This is a genomic window from Amycolatopsis alkalitolerans, from assembly GCF_006152065.1.
Classification (GTDB): domain Bacteria; phylum Actinomycetota; class Actinomycetes; order Mycobacteriales; family Pseudonocardiaceae; genus Amycolatopsis_E; species Amycolatopsis_E alkalitolerans.
Genome location: NZ_VDFW01000019.1, coordinates 1 through 15,107, shown reverse-complemented (window position 1 = coordinate 15,107; position 15,107 = coordinate 1). Strand labels below are relative to the sequence as shown.

The window sequence follows — 15,107 nt, the reverse complement described above, 5'->3', positions numbered from 1 at the left end:
CCAGAATCACATAGATCACCTTTCACACGGTGGAGCGACACGCCGATCGGCGCGAAGAACGGCCGGTCAGCGACCGAAACGGCCCGATCATCCGGCGCTCCCCCGTCATCGGCTCGCCGGGCATGGACCTCCCGTTGATTCACCCGATCAAGGGAGCCGGCGCGAGAGTGCTGTTGAAGTTGCAACATCATCACGCGCGCAACCCGATTTCACTACTTTGTGTTACCGGGCACCGTGCCGCGACCGGTCCGGCACGGGAGATCTTGACGGACCGGTCGGGCGGCGAAGATGCCTGGGGCCCGGCCGGCGCGCCCCGTTTCCTCTTTTGCCGTCAACCGGTAGCCCGTCTGGGGGATAATCGCAGAAAGAACGGCCAAAGCGCGTCACTTAGCGGCGCGAAAGGTGTCCCCCTGGTGGAAGCTGTTGTGGAGGGGTGAGCCTGCTCATCGTGAGCGACGACATGTCCCACCGGGAATTCGCGGTGGGTGAGGGCCGTTGCATAGGGTGAGCATCACCTGGCTCTTGACCATCGGAGCCGACTGAAAGGACGTCATCATGGCCGACCGTGTACTCCGTGGAAGCCGGCTGGGAGCGGTCAGCTACGAGACCGACCGGAATCACGACCTCGCACCGCGCCGCACGGTGCGGTACGCCTGCCCGAAGAACCACGAGTTCGAGGTGCCGTTCTCCGACGACGCGGAAATCCCGTCCGTGTGGGAGTGCCGCCTGCACGGCAGCGAATCGGAGATCGTCAACGGCGGGCAGCCGGAGCAGAAGAAGGTCAAGCCCCCGCGCACGCACTGGGACATGCTGCTCGAGCGGCGTTCGATCCCGGAGCTTGAGGATCTGCTGAACGAGCGTCTGGCGGAGCTGAAGGGCCGCCGGACGAGCCGCTCGGCGTAGCTGAACACCACCGAAGACGAACAGGCCCCCGCGTCCTCCCGCCGCGGGGGCCTGTTTATGTCGAACTCGCCGTCGTGAACGTAGATCTCGGCGTCAGCGGCGCAGGAGGCGGCGGAGCTGGCCGAGCCGGTGCCGGGTCCCCCAGACGCCGACGCGGATCATCGCCTCGCGGATGATCGCGCCGCTCATCTTCGACTCACCGATCTCCCGCTCGGTGAACGTGATCGGCACCTCGACGACCTCGAACCCGGCCCGCAGGGTGCGCCAGGCCAGGTCGATCTGGAAGCAGTAGCCGGCCGAGGCGATCTCGTCGAGCGGGAGCTTCTCCAGGACCGCGCGGCGGTAGGCGCGGAACCCGGCGGTGTACTCGGTGATCTTGCCGCCGAGCGCGAGTTGCGAGTACAGGTTGGCGCCGCGGGAGAGGAACTCCCGGCGCTTGGGCCAGTTCACGACGCTGCCACCGGGCACGTAGCGCGAGCCGAGCACCAGATCGGCGTTCTCCAGCGCGTCGAGCATGCGGGGCAGGTCCTCCGGCGCGTGAGAGCCGTCGGCGTCCATCTCCACGATCGTCGCGTAGTCGCGTTCGAGCCCCCAGCGGAAACCGGCGATGTACGCGGCACCGAGCCCGGCCTTCTCCGAGCGGTGCAGGACGTGGACCCGCTTGTCGTCGGCGGCCAGCTTGTCGGCGAGTTCGCCGGTCCCGTCGGGGCTCCCGTCGTCGACCACGAGCGCGTGCACCGCCGGCAGGCTTTCATGCAGCCTGCGCAGGATCGGCGTGAGATTCTCACGCTCGTTGTAGGTCGGGATCACCACCAGAACCGGTTCGATCGGTTGTGCTGCCCGTGGCGCCTGCGCCATCCGTGTCCTCCCTCGGCGGGAGTCCTCACCCCGCCCCGGTCGCTCGCGTTTCCTTGGCGCCTGCGCGCCGGGTGCGCCACCGGAGCACGAGGCCCGCGAGCACCGCCGCCACCGCGACGCTGATCAGGCCGTACTCCGTCCACGCACCGAGTCGATCCGACAGCGTAGTCGTGTCCCGAAGCGGCACGCGCCCGACCAGGGATGCTGCGGTGAATTCGCTGGTCGAGCGCATGATCGTGCCGTCGGGCTCGACGATCGCGCTGACCCCGCTGGTGGCGGAGACCACAACCGCGCGGCTGTGCTCGACCGCGCGCAGCCGCGCGATCGCGAGCTGCTGGTAGCTCATCTCGCTCTCGCCGAACCAGGCGGTGTTGGTCGGCAGCACGATCAGCTGGCCGCCGTGGTCGACGCCGTCCCGCACGACGTAGTCGTAGGCGATCTCGTAACAGATGGGCGTGGCGACCTTCGTGCCCGCGACGTCGAGGACGGCGGGCCTGGAGCCGGGGGTCATGTCGTAGAAGCCGTTGACGAACGGGGTGACCAACTGCGCGAGCGCGCGGGCCGGGACGTGCTCGGAGAAGGGCACCAGCTGCTGTTTGGAGTAATCCTCCCCCCGGCCGGTCCTGGGGTCCCATACGAACACGCTGTTCTGCGTCTCACCGGCGTGCCGGTAGACGGTGCCGACCAGGGTGGGGGCGCCGAGATCGGCGACGGTCTTGTCGAGCACCGGGTCCGGGCCCTGCAGATCGGTCACGCTCTCCGGCCACACCACGAGGTCCGGCTTCGGGACCGCGCCCGAGCGGATCTCCTGGGTGAGCCGTTCGCTCTGCGCGAGGTGGTTCGCCCTGAGCGTGTCCTGCTCGTCCATCAGCGCGATCCCGACGTTGGGCGCGTCGCCCTGGACGGTCGCGACGGTGAGGCTGCCCGTCTCGGCGGCGGTGCCCACGGTCGGCCACAGCGCGAGCCCCGCGACGACCGGCAGCACCACCCCGCCCGCGGGCAGGAACGCCCGCCGCCACTCGCGGTGGCGCAGGCGGGACACCAGGGACGGTACGGCGAATCCGGTCAGCACCACCGCGAACCCGACCAGTGGCGCGCCGCCGATCGAGGCGAGCGGCAGGAACGCGCCCTCGGGCTGGCTGAACGCGACCCGGCCCCACGGGAACCCGCCGAACGGGAACCACGCGCGGGGTGTCTCGGTGGCGATGATGATCATGCTCATCCACACCGGGCTCCACGGCAGGCGCGCGACGAGTGTGCACAGTGCGCCGCCGACGCCGAGGTACGCGGCGAGCGCCACCGCCAGCCCGAGCCACGGCCACGGGCCGAACTGCGCGCCGAGGAAGTCCTGCAGCCACAGCAGGAGCGGCAGGTTGAACGCGAGACCGAAGGCGAACCCGTAGCCCAGCCCGCCCCACAGGCGCCGCCCGCGCAGCGCGACCGCGAGGCCGGCGAACCCGATCGGGGCGAGCCACCACAGGGGACGCGGCGCGAAGCTGAGATAGAAGACGAACCCCGAGGCGATCGTCAGGGTAAGGCGCAGCAGCCACGGCCGCCAGGCCCGGCGGCGCCGTTCGGTTACTGAGGTCGCCGACGTCTCCGGCGCGGTTACGGCCACGGGGTCCAATCTAGCGGCGCGATGCGTCTCCGTTGAGGGTGGTGGTGGGCGAGGGGCTGGCGCTTAGGCCGAGGGCGTGAACACGTCGTAGAGAACCTGCCCAGCCCGCACGGTTCGCAGGCAGGTTGGCAGCGGAACCCCCGGATCGAGCGGTGGCAGTCCGGGCACGCGCGAGCGCGGATCGGTCGACCAGCGCTGCACGCGCGGGTCCGAGGTGGCGACGACGAGGTCGGCGGCGTCCCAGATCGCGTAGTGCGCGGGTGCGCCCGGCACGAGGCTGCCGGTCAGCCCGTCGTTCACCCCCGCGGCGCGGTGACCGCCCCGGGTGTGGGCGTTGAACGCGGCGCGTGCGGACAGGCCCGAGCCCGGTGTGCGGTGGTGCACGGCCGCGCGGACACTCGCCCACGGGTCGAGCGGGGTGACCGGGCTGTCGGAGCCGAAGGCGAGGAGGACCCCTTTCGCGGCGAGAGTGGAGAACGGGTTGAGCGCGGCGGCACGTGAGCCGAGCCGCGTGACGTACATGCCGTCCTCGCCGCCCCACAGCGCGTCGAACTGCGGTTGCATCGAGCCGGTGACACCCCAGCCGGCGAGCAGGGCGGCCTGGTCGGGGTCGATCATTTCGAGATGTTCGAGGCGGTGCTTTCCGCCGGCGAGCGGACGCCGGCCGACCGCCTTCTCGGCAAGCTGGAATCCCCGGACGACCTCGGCGACCCCGGCGTCGCCGATCACGTGGAAGCCCGCCTGGAGCCCGGCTTCGGTGCAGTCGGCCAGGTGCGCGGCGATCGCGTCGGCGTCGAGGTAGCGGGCACCGGTGCTGTCGGGGCGGTCGGCGTAGGGCTCGTGGAGCGCCGCGGTGTGCGAGCCGAGCGCACCGTCGACGAACAGATCACCGGCCAGTCCGCGCAGGCCGTGGCGGCGCGCGACGTCGACCGCGCCGGCCTCGCCCCAATAACCGACGACTTCGGGGCGGCCCGGCTCGGCGGCCAGCCGCAGCAAGTCGGCGAGATCCGTTTCTCCGGAGATGTCGGGACCCGCGCATTCGTGGACGCTGACGATGCCCTGTTCGGCCGCGCGGCGCAGGAACGCGTCTTGCGCGCGGCGGCGCTGCCCGGCGGTGATCCCCGCCCGGATCGCGGTGCGGACGTGGTGGTGGGCGCCGCGGGTGAGCGGGCCGTCGGGCGACCAGCCATCGGCTTCGCGGGCTTCGGGGGCGAGTTCGACCAATGCGGTGGAGACCACGGCGGAGTGCACGTCGACACGGCTGAGGTAGATCGGGGCGCCACCGGCGGCCTCGTCGAGTTCGGCCCGGCTCGGCAGGCGGGGCTCGGTCCAGGCCGATTCGTCCCAGCCGTGCGCGATGAGGATCTCGCCGGGGCGGATGGCCGCGCGGACGGCGGCGAGCAGGTCCGCGGCGGTGCGCGTGCCGGTGAGGTCGAGGCCCGTCAGGTGCAGTCCGGTGGCGGTCGCGTGCACGTGGGCGTCGACGAACCCGGGCGCGACGAACGCGCCGTCGAGATCGATCACGTCCGCGCCGGGATGCAGGGCGTGGCCGGGGCCGTCCTGCCCTACCCAGACCACGGTGTCCCCGGTGACCGCCATCGCGGTCGCGCCGGGCGAACTCGGCGAGTGGATCCGCCCGCCGACCAGAAGCGTCGTGTCGTTCACGGTGTCGAGTCTGCCCCACTGGATGCGCCGGAAATATTTACGCCCTATGGTCAGATGTACCGGAGATTTTTCACGCAGAACGCCGACGAGGAGCACAGATGACTGCGATCCAGGAGCCTGTCTCGCCTGCCGACACGCTTGGCCAGCCCTACGCCTACGCGCGGAAGGAGCTGATCGAGCCCGACTGGCGGCGTTTCCCCGGCTGGCGGGACGTCACCGAGGCGCAGTGGTGCGACGCGCAGTGGCAACGCGTGCACTGCCTGCGCAACGTCAAGCAGTTGCGGGCGGTGCTCGGGGATCTCGTGGACGAGCGGTTCTACCAGGACCTGGAGGCCGACCAGCATGAGCTCGCGACGATGTCGATGCTGCTACCGCCGCAGATGCTCAACACGATGAACGCCGGGTCGACGGAGGCGTTCTACGCCGACCCGGTCCGCCGGTACATGCTGCCCGTGTGCAGCGACCGCGACCCCGCCTGGCCCAGCCATCCGCATTCGGCGCGCGACTCGCTGCACGAGGCGGAGATGTGGGTCGTCGAAGGGCTGACCCACCGCTACCCCACCAAGGTGCTGGCCGAGCTGCTGTCCACCTGCCCCCAGTACTGCGGCCACTGCACCCGGATGGACCTCGTCGGGAACTCGACCGAGCAGGTGGCCAAGCACAAGCTGGAGCTCAAACCGGTCGACCGGCAGGACGCGATGATCGGCTACCTGCGCCGCAATCCGGGCGTGCGGGACGTGGTGGTCTCCGGCGGTGACGTGGCGAACGTGCCGTGGCACCAGCTGGAGTCGTTCCTGATGCGGCTGCTTGACATCGAAACGGTCCGCGACGTCCGGCTCGCGACGAAGGCGCTCGCCGGCCTGCCGCAGCACTGGCTGCAGCCGAAGGTCGTCGAGGGGCTCGAGCGGGTCGCCCGGACCGCGCACCGGCGCGGGGTGAACCTCGCGATCCACACGCACATCAACCACGCCCAGTCGGTCACGCCGCTGGTCGCGCAGGCGGCCAGGACCGCGCTCGACGTCGGGGTGCGGGACGTGCGGAACCAGGGCGTGCTCATGCGGGGGGTGAACGCGACGCCTGCGGCGCTGCTGGACCTGTGCTTCGCCTTGCAGGGTGAGGCGAACATCCTGCCGTACTACTTCTACATGTGCGACATGATCCCGAACGCCGAGCACTGGCGGGTCGCGGTGTGGGAGGCGCAGGAGCTGCAGCACGCGATCATGGGTTACCTGCCGGGGTACGCGACGCCGCGGATCGTCTGCGACGTGCCCTACGTCGGCAAGCGGTGGGTGCACCAGCTGGCCGAGTACGACCGCGAACGCGGGATCTCCTACTGGACGAAGAACTACCGCACCGGCATCGAGCACGACGATCCGGAAGCGCTGCGGCGCCGCTACCCCTACTACGACCCGATCGCCACCCTCCCCGAGGCCGGGCGCATCTGGTGGGAAACCCGGCGGAGCTGACCGGGCCTGCTCTATCGTTGCGCACCGGGGGGTGCGCATGAGACGGGTGCTGATCATCGGCGGTGGTGTCGCCGGCTGCGCCACCGCGCTGGCCCTGCACCGGGCCGGGTTCGCGCCGGTGGTGTTCGAGGGCCATCCCGACAGCGGCGAGGACATCGGCGCGTTCCTCACGCTCGCCGCCAACGGGATGGCCGCGCTGCGCGAGCTGGACGCGGCGATCGCGGTCGGCCGGGCGGGATTCCCGTTGCACACCTTGGAATTCGCCGGCGGCGTGCGGGAGCTGGCCGGGCACCGGTGCCTGCGCCGGGCCGAGCTGTGCCGGGTGCTGCAGGCGGAGGTGGCCCGTCGCGGCATCCCGTTGCATCACGGCAAGCGGCTCGCGTCGGCGGCCGAGGACGCCGACGGGATCACGGCCCGGTTCACCGACAGCGGGATAGCCCGCGGTGACGTGCTGATCGGGGCCGACGGGCTCAACTCCAGGGTGCGGGCGCTGGTCTCCCCCGGCGCGAAGCCGCGCTACGCCGGGCAGCAGGTGTTCTACGGCTACAGCAGGCCGCGCCGGCCGCCGTGCGAGCCGGGACGGATCGTCATGGTGCGCGGCGAGGCGGCCTTCGGGTTCGCCGTCTCCCCCGGCGGTGAAACGTACTGGTTCGCGCGCGTGTCCACCGTCGAGTCGCCGGAGCCGAGCTGGCGGGAGAGCCTGCTTGCGTTGCTGGACAAGGATTGTGCGGCGATCGTGGCCGCCACGCGGGGCCCGGTGCTGGGCACGAACGCCCGCGACCTTGCCCAGATCCCGCGGTGGCGCACCGACCGGATGCTGCTGATCGGCGACGCGGCGCACGCCGCCTCACCCGCGACCGGGCAGGGCGCGTCGATGGCGCTGGAGGACGCTGTCGTCCTCGCGAAGGCGATGCGGGACACCGCGAACCCGCTCGAGGTCTATGAGCAGCTGCGGCGGCCGCGGGTCGAGTACAACACCGAGGCGAGCGGGCGGATGAGCGCGCGCCTGCCGCCGATGGACGTTCCGCCGCCGGTCTCCGAGGAGGAACTGGCGGGCCAGCTGGACTGGTCCCGGCGGGTGGAGCTGACGGCGGCGGAGTGACAATGAGGCGTGTCCTTGTCCGCCGACTGCTCGTCCTGCTTCGGGCTCTGCTGTGTGGCCCTGCCCTTCGCCGCTTCGGCGGATTTCGCCGTGGACAAGCCCGCGGGGACGCCGTGCACCAATCTGCGGCAGGACTTCCGGTGCGGGATCCACGCGCGGCTGCGCGACGAGGGCTTCTCCGGGTGCACGGTGTTCGACTGTTTCGGCGCGGGCCAGAAGGTCTCGCAGGTCACCTTCGGCGGGCAGGACTGGCGGGGCGATCCGGAGACCGCGCGGCGGATGTTCGCCGCGTTCCCGGTCATGCGCGGGCTGCACGAGTTGCTCGTCTACCTCACTGAGGCGGTGTCAATGCCCGCGGCCGAGCCGATCTGGGTGGAACTCCAGCGCGCCTTGGACGACATCGAGCGCCGCACCGAGAAAGGCCCGGACGAGCTGGCGGCGCTGGACATCGAGGCGATCAGGCGCGAGGCCAGCGAACTGTTGCTGCGGGCCAGTGAGCTCGCGCGGGCGCGAATTCCCGGTCGGAAGAAGAACCACCGCGGCGCGGAGCTGATCGCGGCGAAACTGCGGGGCGCGAAACTCCGCGGCGCCTCGCTGCGGGGCGCCTGCCTGATCGGGGCGGACTTACGGGACGCCGACCTGCGCAAGGCGGACGTCATCGGCGCCGACTTCCGGGGCGCGGACCTGCGCGGTGCCGACCTGACCGGATGCCTGTTCCTCACCGGACCGCAGCTGGCCGCGGCGAACGGGGACGCGAGAACCCGCCTGCCGCAAGGATTCACGCGCCCCGCGCACTGGGTTTCCGCAGGAACTTCCTGAGCCGGGTCAGCGGCCAGGTGTTGATCACGTCGTCGGCGGTGAGCCATCCGCGCTGGGCGGTGCCGACGCCGTAGCGGATCTGCGCGAGGTCCCGGATCGAATGCGCGTCGCTGTCGATGGAGAACTTCACCCCGTACCGCTTGGCGTGCAGGATGTGCTCATCGCGCACGTCGAGCCGGTCCGGGAACGAGTTGACCTCGAGCGCGGTGCCGGTGCGGGCGCAGGCCCGGAACACCTCGTCGAAGTCGGCGTCGATCGGGGCGCGGTGCCCGATCTGGCGGCCGGTCAGATGGCCGAGGATGTTGACGTGCGGGTTCTCGCAGGCGCGCACGAGCCGGCGGGTGGTGTCCGCGCGGGACTGGGTGAACGCCGAGTGCACCGAGGCGACGCACAGGTCGAAGCCGGCGAGGAACTCCGGCGGCCAGTCCACCTCGCCGTCCGGGTCGATGTTGAGCTCGGTGCCGTGCAGCAGCCGCATCCCCCGGTAGGCGCGGTCGAGTTCGCGGACCCGCTCGCGCTGCGCGAGCATCTTCTCGTCGGTCATGCGCTGCATCACGAGGTTCGGCGCGTGGTCGGTGATCGCGTAGTAGCGGTAGCCGCGCGTGGCCGCGGCTTCGAGCATCTCCTCGAGCGAGGCGATGCCGTCGGTGAGGTCGGTGTGCGTGTGCAGGTCGCCGCGCAGGTCCGTGACCTCGACCAGATCCGGCAGTTCGCCACGCAGCGCCGCCTCGACCTCGCCGCGGTCCTCGCGCAGCGGCGGCGGGATCCACGGCAGCCCGAGCCGCTGGTAGACCTCCTCCTCGGTGCGGGACACGATCAGTTCGCCCGAGTCGACCTCGAACAGGCCGTACTCCGACAGCTTGAGCTTGGCGTGCACGGCCATCTCGCGCGTGCGGATGTTGTGCGCCTGGGAGCCGGTGAAGTACTGCAGCGCCGCGCCCCAGGACTCCAGCGGCACCACCCGGAGGTCGACCTGCAGGCCCTTCGCCGTGCGGATCGAGGTCTTCTTCTCGCCGCTCGCGATGACTTCGGCGACCAGGTCCAGCGCACGGAAGGCGGCCATGACCGGGCCGGAATCCTCGGCGGCGGCGAGAATGTCGACGTCCCCGATCGTCTCCCGGAACCGTCGCAGGGACCCGGCGTACGCGCAGCGCTCGACGCCGTCCACAGTGGACAGCTGGGCGACGATGTCCTCGGCCAGCTCCATAGCGACGTCGATCAGCACCCGCCCGCCGGAGGACCGCAGCAGGTCCACGCCGTGCAGGATGTTCTCGGCGGTCTTGGGGCCGAAGCCCTTGAGGCCGTGCAGGCGTTCGTGCTGGATGGCGTCGACGAGCTGGTCGATCGAGGCGATGCCGAGCTGCTCGTACAGCAGCATCGCCTTCTTGGGGCCGAGCGTCGGGATCTCGGTCAACTCGCGGACCCCGGCCGGGATGCGGGTGCGCGCCTCCTCGATGACCGCGACCTGACCGTGCGCGAAGTACTCGGCGATCTTGTCCGCGATCGAACTGCCCACTCCCGAGATCGCGCGGAGCTGCTTCGCGCTGAGCGTGGAGACGTCCTCCTGGTGACCGGCGACCGCGCGCGCCGCCTTCTCGTAGGCGCGCACCTTGAACCCGTCGCCGCCGGTGATCGAGAGGAGGTCGGCGTACTCGTTCAGCAGCGCCTCGACCTCCTCGTTCGCCCTGGGCATAGGTCTGAATCTAATCCTGCGGCGCGAAGCGCGTCCGTTGAGGGCGGTAGCGGGGAAGCGGCTGCCGTAGGGAATCGGCGAGCTTCTTGTCGCGGCTCACCCGCACGAGGGCGGCGGCCAACCGGGCGAGGTCGTCACCGTCGGCAAGCTTGGCGAGCTTGTCCGGATCGGTCGGCAGGCCGAGCCGTTCCGCGCCCTGGCGTGCCTTGCCGTCGAAGTACGGGCGCAGATCGGGCCATACCTGCTGGGCCTCGCGGCAGAAGATGTCCACGCCGACCGGGCCGAGCCTCGGGAACTCGCGCAGCATGGTGCCCAGCGCGCGGGCGTCCGGCGCCTGCGCGTGGAGCTTGCGCAGGTCGCCGCGGTACTTGTCGAGCAGCAGCCGGGCACCCTCACCGAGAGCGGTCGCGGTGCTCTCGTCGTACCGGACGTAGTGTCCGCGGCCCAGGGCGTCGACGCGCTGCTGCCAGCTCGCGTCCGCCATCCGCCGCGGGGTGCCGAACCCGGCCCGCACCAGCTCCCCGGTGGCCGCGATCGCGATCTTCGCCTGGATCGGCGCGGACATCAGCACGGACAGCACCAGCAGCCGGTACAGCTGGGCGGGAGTGTCGGCGAGCTTGATGCCCGCTTCCTGCGCAAAGGTCCGGCCCGCTTCGGCGAGCACCTTTCGCACGTCCGCCATGTCCGGGGGTACCCCGGGTCAGCGCGCCGCACTCCCCTCGCGAGCTGCGGGTGTGAGCTTCGACAGCGCCAGCAGCCCGTCCTCGAGGCGGCCCGTGCCGTCGCAATGGCGTGTCGCGGCCTCGGCCATCGCCTTCCAGCGTTCGGGGCTGGCGATGAGCTCGCGCACCGCGTCGCCCAGTTCCCGGTCCGTCTCGCACACGATCGCGAGCCCGGCTTCGGCCATCAACTCGGCGTTCGCGCGGCCGTGCGCGGCGATCGGCCGGTGCATCAGGACCGGGCGGCCGCACGCGAGCGCCTCGAGGCCGGTCGCGCCGCCGGCGTTGGTGACGACGGCGTCCGCGGCGACGGTGTAGGCGGGCATCTCGTCGGTCCAGCCCAGCACGTGCAGCCGCGGTTCGGCGTCGGCCAGCGGTTGCAGCCGCCGCCTGAGCGCCTCGTTCCGCCCGGTGACCACCACGGGCACCACGTCGGGATGTGCCTTCAGCAGCGCCTTCGCCGCGTCCTCGACGTCACCGAAACCGAGCGAACCACAGGACACGAGCGCGATGAACGCGTCCGGCGGCAGGCCGAGACGCTGGCGCGCGGTCATCCGGTCACCGGGCGCGAACGCGGCCCGCACGGGCGGCGCCGAGACGATGACCTTCGCCTCCGGCACGCATTTCAGCGCGGGCGGCACGGCCTGCTCGTGCATCACGAGGTTCAGGTCGAGGTCGCCGTAGACCCAGAACGGATGGGGCGCGAAATCGGAGACCCAGGCCCCGGTGGGCGCGTCGAGCCGGTGATGGCGGCGCAACCAGTCCAGCCCGGCCGAGCCGAGCGGGTAGGTGGACAGCACCAGGTCCGGTTCGAACGTGCGGATCTTGCGCGCGAGCCGCCAGCCGCACCACACCCCGACGAACCGCTTCGACGCCGTGGCGAACCAACGGTGCCGCCACAGCGACCGGTAGAAGAACTCGTACAACCACGGCGTGCGCTGCACGTTCGACACGTAGATCCAGCGGAACAGCGGCCCGACCCCGGCACCCATCACGTCGAGGGCGTCGAGCCAGCCGACGGTCGCCTCGGGCCACAGCCGCTTGACCGCGTCCTCCAGCGCACGCCCGGTCGCGTTGTGTCCCTCGCCCATGGCCGCCGAGACGACCAGAACCTTCTTCATGCGGTCCCTTCCGGAGCGTTGAGCGGAACGTCGGTTCCCGCCCCCGGCTGGGCGCGGGCGAGGTGTTCCGCACGGCTGGCCAGTAGCACGATGCCCACGAGTATCACGGCGCCGGCCATGGCCTCGCCGGCCAGCGCCCAGGGTGCGCTGTTCGCGGTCTCCCCCATCCACCACACGCCGATGCCGACGCCGACGAGCGGGTCGAGCGCGGTGATCACGGCCAGGGCCGGGGTGAGGAACCGGCCCTGCTGGAAGGTGTTCTGGCTCAACAGGAACCCCAGCGGGCCGATCAGGCAGACCAGGTACAGCGTCCAGTTCTGGAACGGCTCGGCGAGCCCGTCGCGGGCCTGCCCGGCGACCACCTTCATCAGGCCGGCGGTCACGCCGTACAGCACGCCGGTCGCCACCGCGAGGCCGAGCACGCGCAAGGAACCGCGGACCAGCAGCGCCACCACGAGAGCGACGATCGTGAGCGTGGCCAGCGCGATCGCGAGCGGCAGCGGCCCGGTGGCGTCGGCGAAGTCGGAGGAGTCGCCAGTGGGGCGGGCGACGACGAGGAACCCGGCGAGCCCGGCGACGCAGATCAGGGCACCCGCCACCATCACCCGGTCGAGCTGGCGGCGTTCGAGGCGGGCGGAGAAGACCCCGGCGAACATCAGGGACGTGATGAGCAGCGGCTGCACCACGAGCAGCGGCGCGTAGGCGAGGGCGATCAGCTGCAGCGCGAGCCCGGCGCCGGTCGCGACCATGCCGATCAGCCACAGCGGCCGGTGCGCGAGACCGCGCAGCAGCCCCGGGTCGAGGATCCGCCCGACCTCGACCTCCTTGGTCGCGCGTGCCTGCGCGGCGCTGGCCAGCCCCATACTCGCCGCGCCGGCGACCGCCGCGGGGACCGCCAGCAGCAGTGAGGTGCCGCTCGCCGACACCATGCGCCCCTCCGTGCACCGAAAGTGTGATGGCGTTACCAAGCCGACCGAAAAGTAGGCCCGCCGGCCAACCGCAGCCGGTCTACGTTTGGCAGATCGCCGTGACTGTCGGTGGGCTTGGTAACTATTAGCACAGTAAGTACGGTGCTGACCTTACAGAATTCGCGGCCGACACACCCGGGTGACGCGGGCGAGAAGTTGCGTGCCGCGGGCGAGACAGTCGGCGCAAATGACCGCCTCGCCGGGAATGCACCGCATCCGCGGCAGCGGGCGATGGTGCCGCAGCACGCCGTGACGGCGGCTGCGGCCGCAGAACTCGCACGGAACACCGGGCGCGGTCACCAGGCGGGCGAGCTTCGGCCCGCGAAGGGACCGTTCGCGGCCGTCCTGGCACAGCGCGCGGCCGGTGTCCAGGCAGTCGGGGCAGATCGGTCCGAGCGGACCGGGCGCGCGATGAAGACCCTTGGCGCCAGGGCGGTCGCAGAACCGGCAGAGCGCGGTCCGGCCGTTGACGAGGTGCTCGGTGTTTTCGGTGCGTTCGATGGCTTCGGCGGACATGTCCCGTGTCCCTTCCCGTCACGCGCGTCGTCCGCCCCGGAGTTCCCGCGGCGTGGACGGGCAAAACCGCGGAAAAGACACCGCTTGGCAACACTTTCGGGGTAGGTTCGCCGGCATGCGAGAGGCGAGGGGGGTCTCCCTTCCGTGGTCGCGCGCGCCGCGCGCGGCGTTGTCGAGCAAGCTCACCCCGATCATCGCCGGGGTGACCGCCTTGCTGTCCTGTTTCCTCGCGACCTCAGCCGTCCTGATCGCGTCCGCCGCCGGTGGCGCGGCCACCGACTATCAGGCCGCGGTGGCCTGCCCGGACACCTACGGTCCGGTGTTCTCCCGTACCAGCCTGCCCGCGGCCGACGCGCCCGCGGTGATCGACACGGTCCGGCGCCAGGCGGCGGCGCACGGGTTCCCGCAGCCGGTCGCGGCGATGTACACCGGCGCGTTCATCACGGGCATCGGCGCGGGCCCGGGGCGCAAGTACACCATCGCCTACCGCGACGGCGCGCTGGACCATCTGCGGCAGCTGCAGCGCGGCGGCGGGCCGGGCCTGTGGATCGGCGACGACCTGTCCCGGCTCGCGCCGGTCAAGCCCGGGGACGTGGTGGCGGGCGGGCGGTTGCCGGCGGTCGCGGGCATCTACCACGCGCTGTCCGTGCCGCCGCCGCGCTGGTGGTGCTCGCAGCAGCACGACGCGACCGTCTACGTCTACGCGAACGATCCGCTCAACACCATCGCGTTCGCCAGCGACCAGCGGACCTTCGACGACGTCGTGCGCGACGTCCACCCGCCGGCGCTGGCGAACCTGTCCATCACGTTCTACCTGGACCCGCCGCGCACCCCCGAGCAGGCGAGCGCCTACCTCGACCGGTCACGCGAGTTGATCGCCGCGGTCAACGCGGATCTGAGCCGCCAGGGCCTGGCCGGAAGCCTGGCGGCGCAGACACCGTTCGCGCGGTCGGTCGAGCTGGCCGGGCAGGCACAGTCCAATGTGCTCGTGTCGATCCTGCCGCTGGCCGTGATCAGCGTGCTGGTGGGCTGCGGCGGGATCGCCGTCGTGGCGCTGCAGTGGTATCAGCGCCGCCACGCCCAGGTTCGGCTGCTCGCCGCGCGCGGCGCGGGTCCCCCGGCGATCGGAGGGCTGGCCGTCGCCGAACTCGGCCTGCCGGTACTGGCCGGCGGGATCGTGGGGATCGTGCTCGCCCGGTTGTCGGTGCCGTGGTACGCCCCGCCGGGCGAGGTGGCCTGGGGCCGGCAGCTCGCGGCGGGCGGGATCGCGCTCGGGGTGCTCGGCGTGGCACTCGTGCTGCTGGCCGTCGTGTCCGCGATGCGGGCGCACCGCGAGTTCCAGGTGGGCCGCATGCCGCGGCGCGGCGTGCGCGCGCGGCTGCTCGCGTTCTTCCCGTGGGAGCTGGCGACGGCCGGGCTCGCGTTGTTCGGCTGGACGCGGCTCGCCGGTTACGGCGCGACCTCGCGTGTCGGTACTCCGTTGCCGCAGATCAATCCCCTCGCGCTGACCTATCCGGTCTTCGTCGTGCTGACCGCGGGTCTCGTCGCGGCGCGGCTGGTGTGGTTGCTGCTGCGGGCTTCGCACCGGCTGCGGCTGTGGTCGAGACCACCGCTGCAGCTGGCGATCCGCCGACTGGCCGGTGCACGTGCCCCCGTCAC

Annotated in this window: 13 protein-coding genes and 1 pseudogene; 6 read left to right on the top strand and 8 right to left on the bottom strand. The window is 71.4% G+C overall.

The window, feature by feature from the left end; all coding sequences use genetic code 11:
- Positions 1-29: 29 nt before the first annotated feature.
- Together FG385_RS20925 and FG385_RS20920 are read left to right on the top strand one after the other, a co-directional pair.
- A complete protein-coding gene (locus FG385_RS20925) occupies positions 30-437 on the top strand; it encodes a hypothetical protein (RefSeq protein WP_139098458.1) in 408 nt (135 codons plus the stop codon).
- 118 nt (positions 438-555) lie between these two features.
- Positions 556-903, top strand: a complete 348-nt coding sequence (locus tag FG385_RS20920) for an RNA polymerase-binding protein RbpA (protein ID WP_139098457.1) — start codon at positions 556-558, stop codon at positions 901-903.
- Positions 904-996: 93 nt separating this feature from the next.
- On the opposite strand, the gene FG385_RS20915 is transcribed toward FG385_RS20920, so the two are convergent.
- The 3 genes from FG385_RS20915 to FG385_RS20905 form a co-directional block, all read right to left on the bottom strand.
- On the bottom strand, positions 997-1,761 hold the full coding sequence (locus tag FG385_RS20915) for a polyprenol monophosphomannose synthase (protein ID WP_139098456.1): 765 nt from the start codon (positions 1,759-1,761) through the stop codon (positions 997-999).
- 25 nt (positions 1,762-1,786) lie between these two features.
- Entirely contained in the window at positions 1,787-3,379 is a 1,593-nt protein-coding gene (gene lnt / locus FG385_RS20910) for an apolipoprotein N-acyltransferase (RefSeq protein WP_139098455.1), read from the bottom strand.
- Positions 3,380-3,442: 63 nt separating this feature from the next.
- Positions 3,443-5,044: an amidohydrolase gene (locus FG385_RS20905; RefSeq protein WP_235022698.1), complete on the bottom strand. Its 1,602-nt coding sequence runs from the start codon at positions 5,042-5,044 to the stop codon at positions 3,443-3,445.
- 98 nt (positions 5,045-5,142) lie between these two features.
- On the opposite strand from FG385_RS20905, the gene FG385_RS20900 reads away from it, so the two are divergent.
- Genes FG385_RS20900 through FG385_RS20890 form a run of 3 tightly spaced genes read left to right on the top strand, consistent with a single transcriptional unit; the run spans position 5,143 to position 8,431 of the window.
- Positions 5,143-6,510, top strand: a complete 1,368-nt coding sequence (locus FG385_RS20900; protein ID WP_139098454.1) for a KamA family radical SAM protein — start codon at positions 5,143-5,145, stop codon at positions 6,508-6,510.
- A 37-nt stretch (positions 6,511-6,547) separates the two neighbouring features.
- A complete protein-coding gene (locus FG385_RS20895; protein ID WP_139098453.1) occupies positions 6,548-7,612 on the top strand; it encodes an FAD-dependent oxidoreductase in 1,065 nt (354 codons plus the stop codon).
- Between the two features lie 9 nt (positions 7,613-7,621).
- Complete coding sequence (locus FG385_RS20890) at positions 7,622-8,431, top strand: pentapeptide repeat-containing protein (RefSeq protein WP_139098452.1); 810 nt, start codon at positions 7,622-7,624, stop codon at positions 8,429-8,431.
- On the opposite strand, the gene polX is transcribed toward FG385_RS20890, so the two are convergent.
- From polX to FG385_RS20865, 5 genes are all read right to left on the bottom strand, one after another.
- Positions 8,391-10,124 (bottom strand): DNA polymerase/3'-5' exonuclease PolX, encoded by a 1,734-nt coding sequence (gene polX / locus FG385_RS20885; protein ID WP_139098451.1) that lies wholly within the window; start codon positions 10,122-10,124, stop codon positions 8,391-8,393. The genes FG385_RS20890 and polX overlap by 41 nt on opposite strands.
- Positions 10,125-10,134: 10 nt before the next feature.
- Positions 10,135-10,806, bottom strand: coding sequence for an endonuclease (locus tag FG385_RS20880; protein ID WP_139098450.1), 672 nt, complete (start codon positions 10,804-10,806; stop codon positions 10,135-10,137).
- 18 nt (positions 10,807-10,824) lie between these two features.
- Positions 10,825-11,964, bottom strand: coding sequence for a glycosyltransferase (locus FG385_RS20875; protein WP_139098449.1), 1,140 nt, complete (start codon positions 11,962-11,964; stop codon positions 10,825-10,827).
- Positions 11,961-12,893 (bottom strand): DMT family transporter, encoded by a 933-nt coding sequence (locus FG385_RS20870; RefSeq protein WP_139098448.1) that lies wholly within the window; start codon positions 12,891-12,893, stop codon positions 11,961-11,963. Before FG385_RS20870 ends, FG385_RS20875 begins: the two co-directional genes overlap by 4 nt.
- 150 nt (positions 12,894-13,043) lie before the next feature.
- Positions 13,044-13,448: a hypothetical protein gene (locus FG385_RS20865; protein ID WP_235022697.1), complete on the bottom strand. Its 405-nt coding sequence runs from the start codon at positions 13,446-13,448 to the stop codon at positions 13,044-13,046.
- A gap of 115 nt (positions 13,449-13,563) precedes the next feature.
- Here FG385_RS20865 and FG385_RS20860 point away from each other — a divergent pair.
- Positions 13,564-15,107: pseudogene (locus FG385_RS20860) on the top strand (ABC transporter permease); the annotation flags it as partial.

Excerpts from the sequence above, each read along its gene's own strand:
- FG385_RS20920 (WP_139098457.1), top strand. The coding sequence starts at position 556 with ATGGCCGACCGTGTACTCCGTGGAAGCCGGCTGGGAGCGGTCAGCTAC.
- FG385_RS20915 (WP_139098456.1), bottom strand. The coding sequence starts at position 1,761 with ATGGCGCAGGCGCCACGGGCAGCACAACCGATCGAACCGGTTCTGGTG.
- FG385_RS20900 (WP_139098454.1), top strand. The coding sequence starts at position 5,143 with ATGACTGCGATCCAGGAGCCTGTCTCGCCTGCCGACACGCTTGGCCAG.
- FG385_RS20895 (WP_139098453.1), top strand. The coding sequence starts at position 6,548 with ATGAGACGGGTGCTGATCATCGGCGGTGGTGTCGCCGGCTGCGCCACC.
- polX (WP_139098451.1), bottom strand. The coding sequence starts at position 10,124 with ATGCCCAGGGCGAACGAGGAGGTCGAGGCGCTGCTGAACGAGTACGCC.
- FG385_RS20880 (WP_139098450.1), bottom strand. The coding sequence starts at position 10,806 with ATGGCGGACGTGCGAAAGGTGCTCGCCGAAGCGGGCCGGACCTTTGCG.
- FG385_RS20875 (WP_139098449.1), bottom strand. The coding sequence starts at position 11,964 with ATGAAGAAGGTTCTGGTCGTCTCGGCGGCCATGGGCGAGGGACACAAC.
- FG385_RS20870 (WP_139098448.1), bottom strand. The coding sequence starts at position 12,893 with ATGGTGTCGGCGAGCGGCACCTCACTGCTGCTGGCGGTCCCCGCGGCG.
- FG385_RS20865 (WP_235022697.1), bottom strand. The coding sequence starts at position 13,448 with ATGTCCGCCGAAGCCATCGAACGCACCGAAAACACCGAGCACCTCGTC.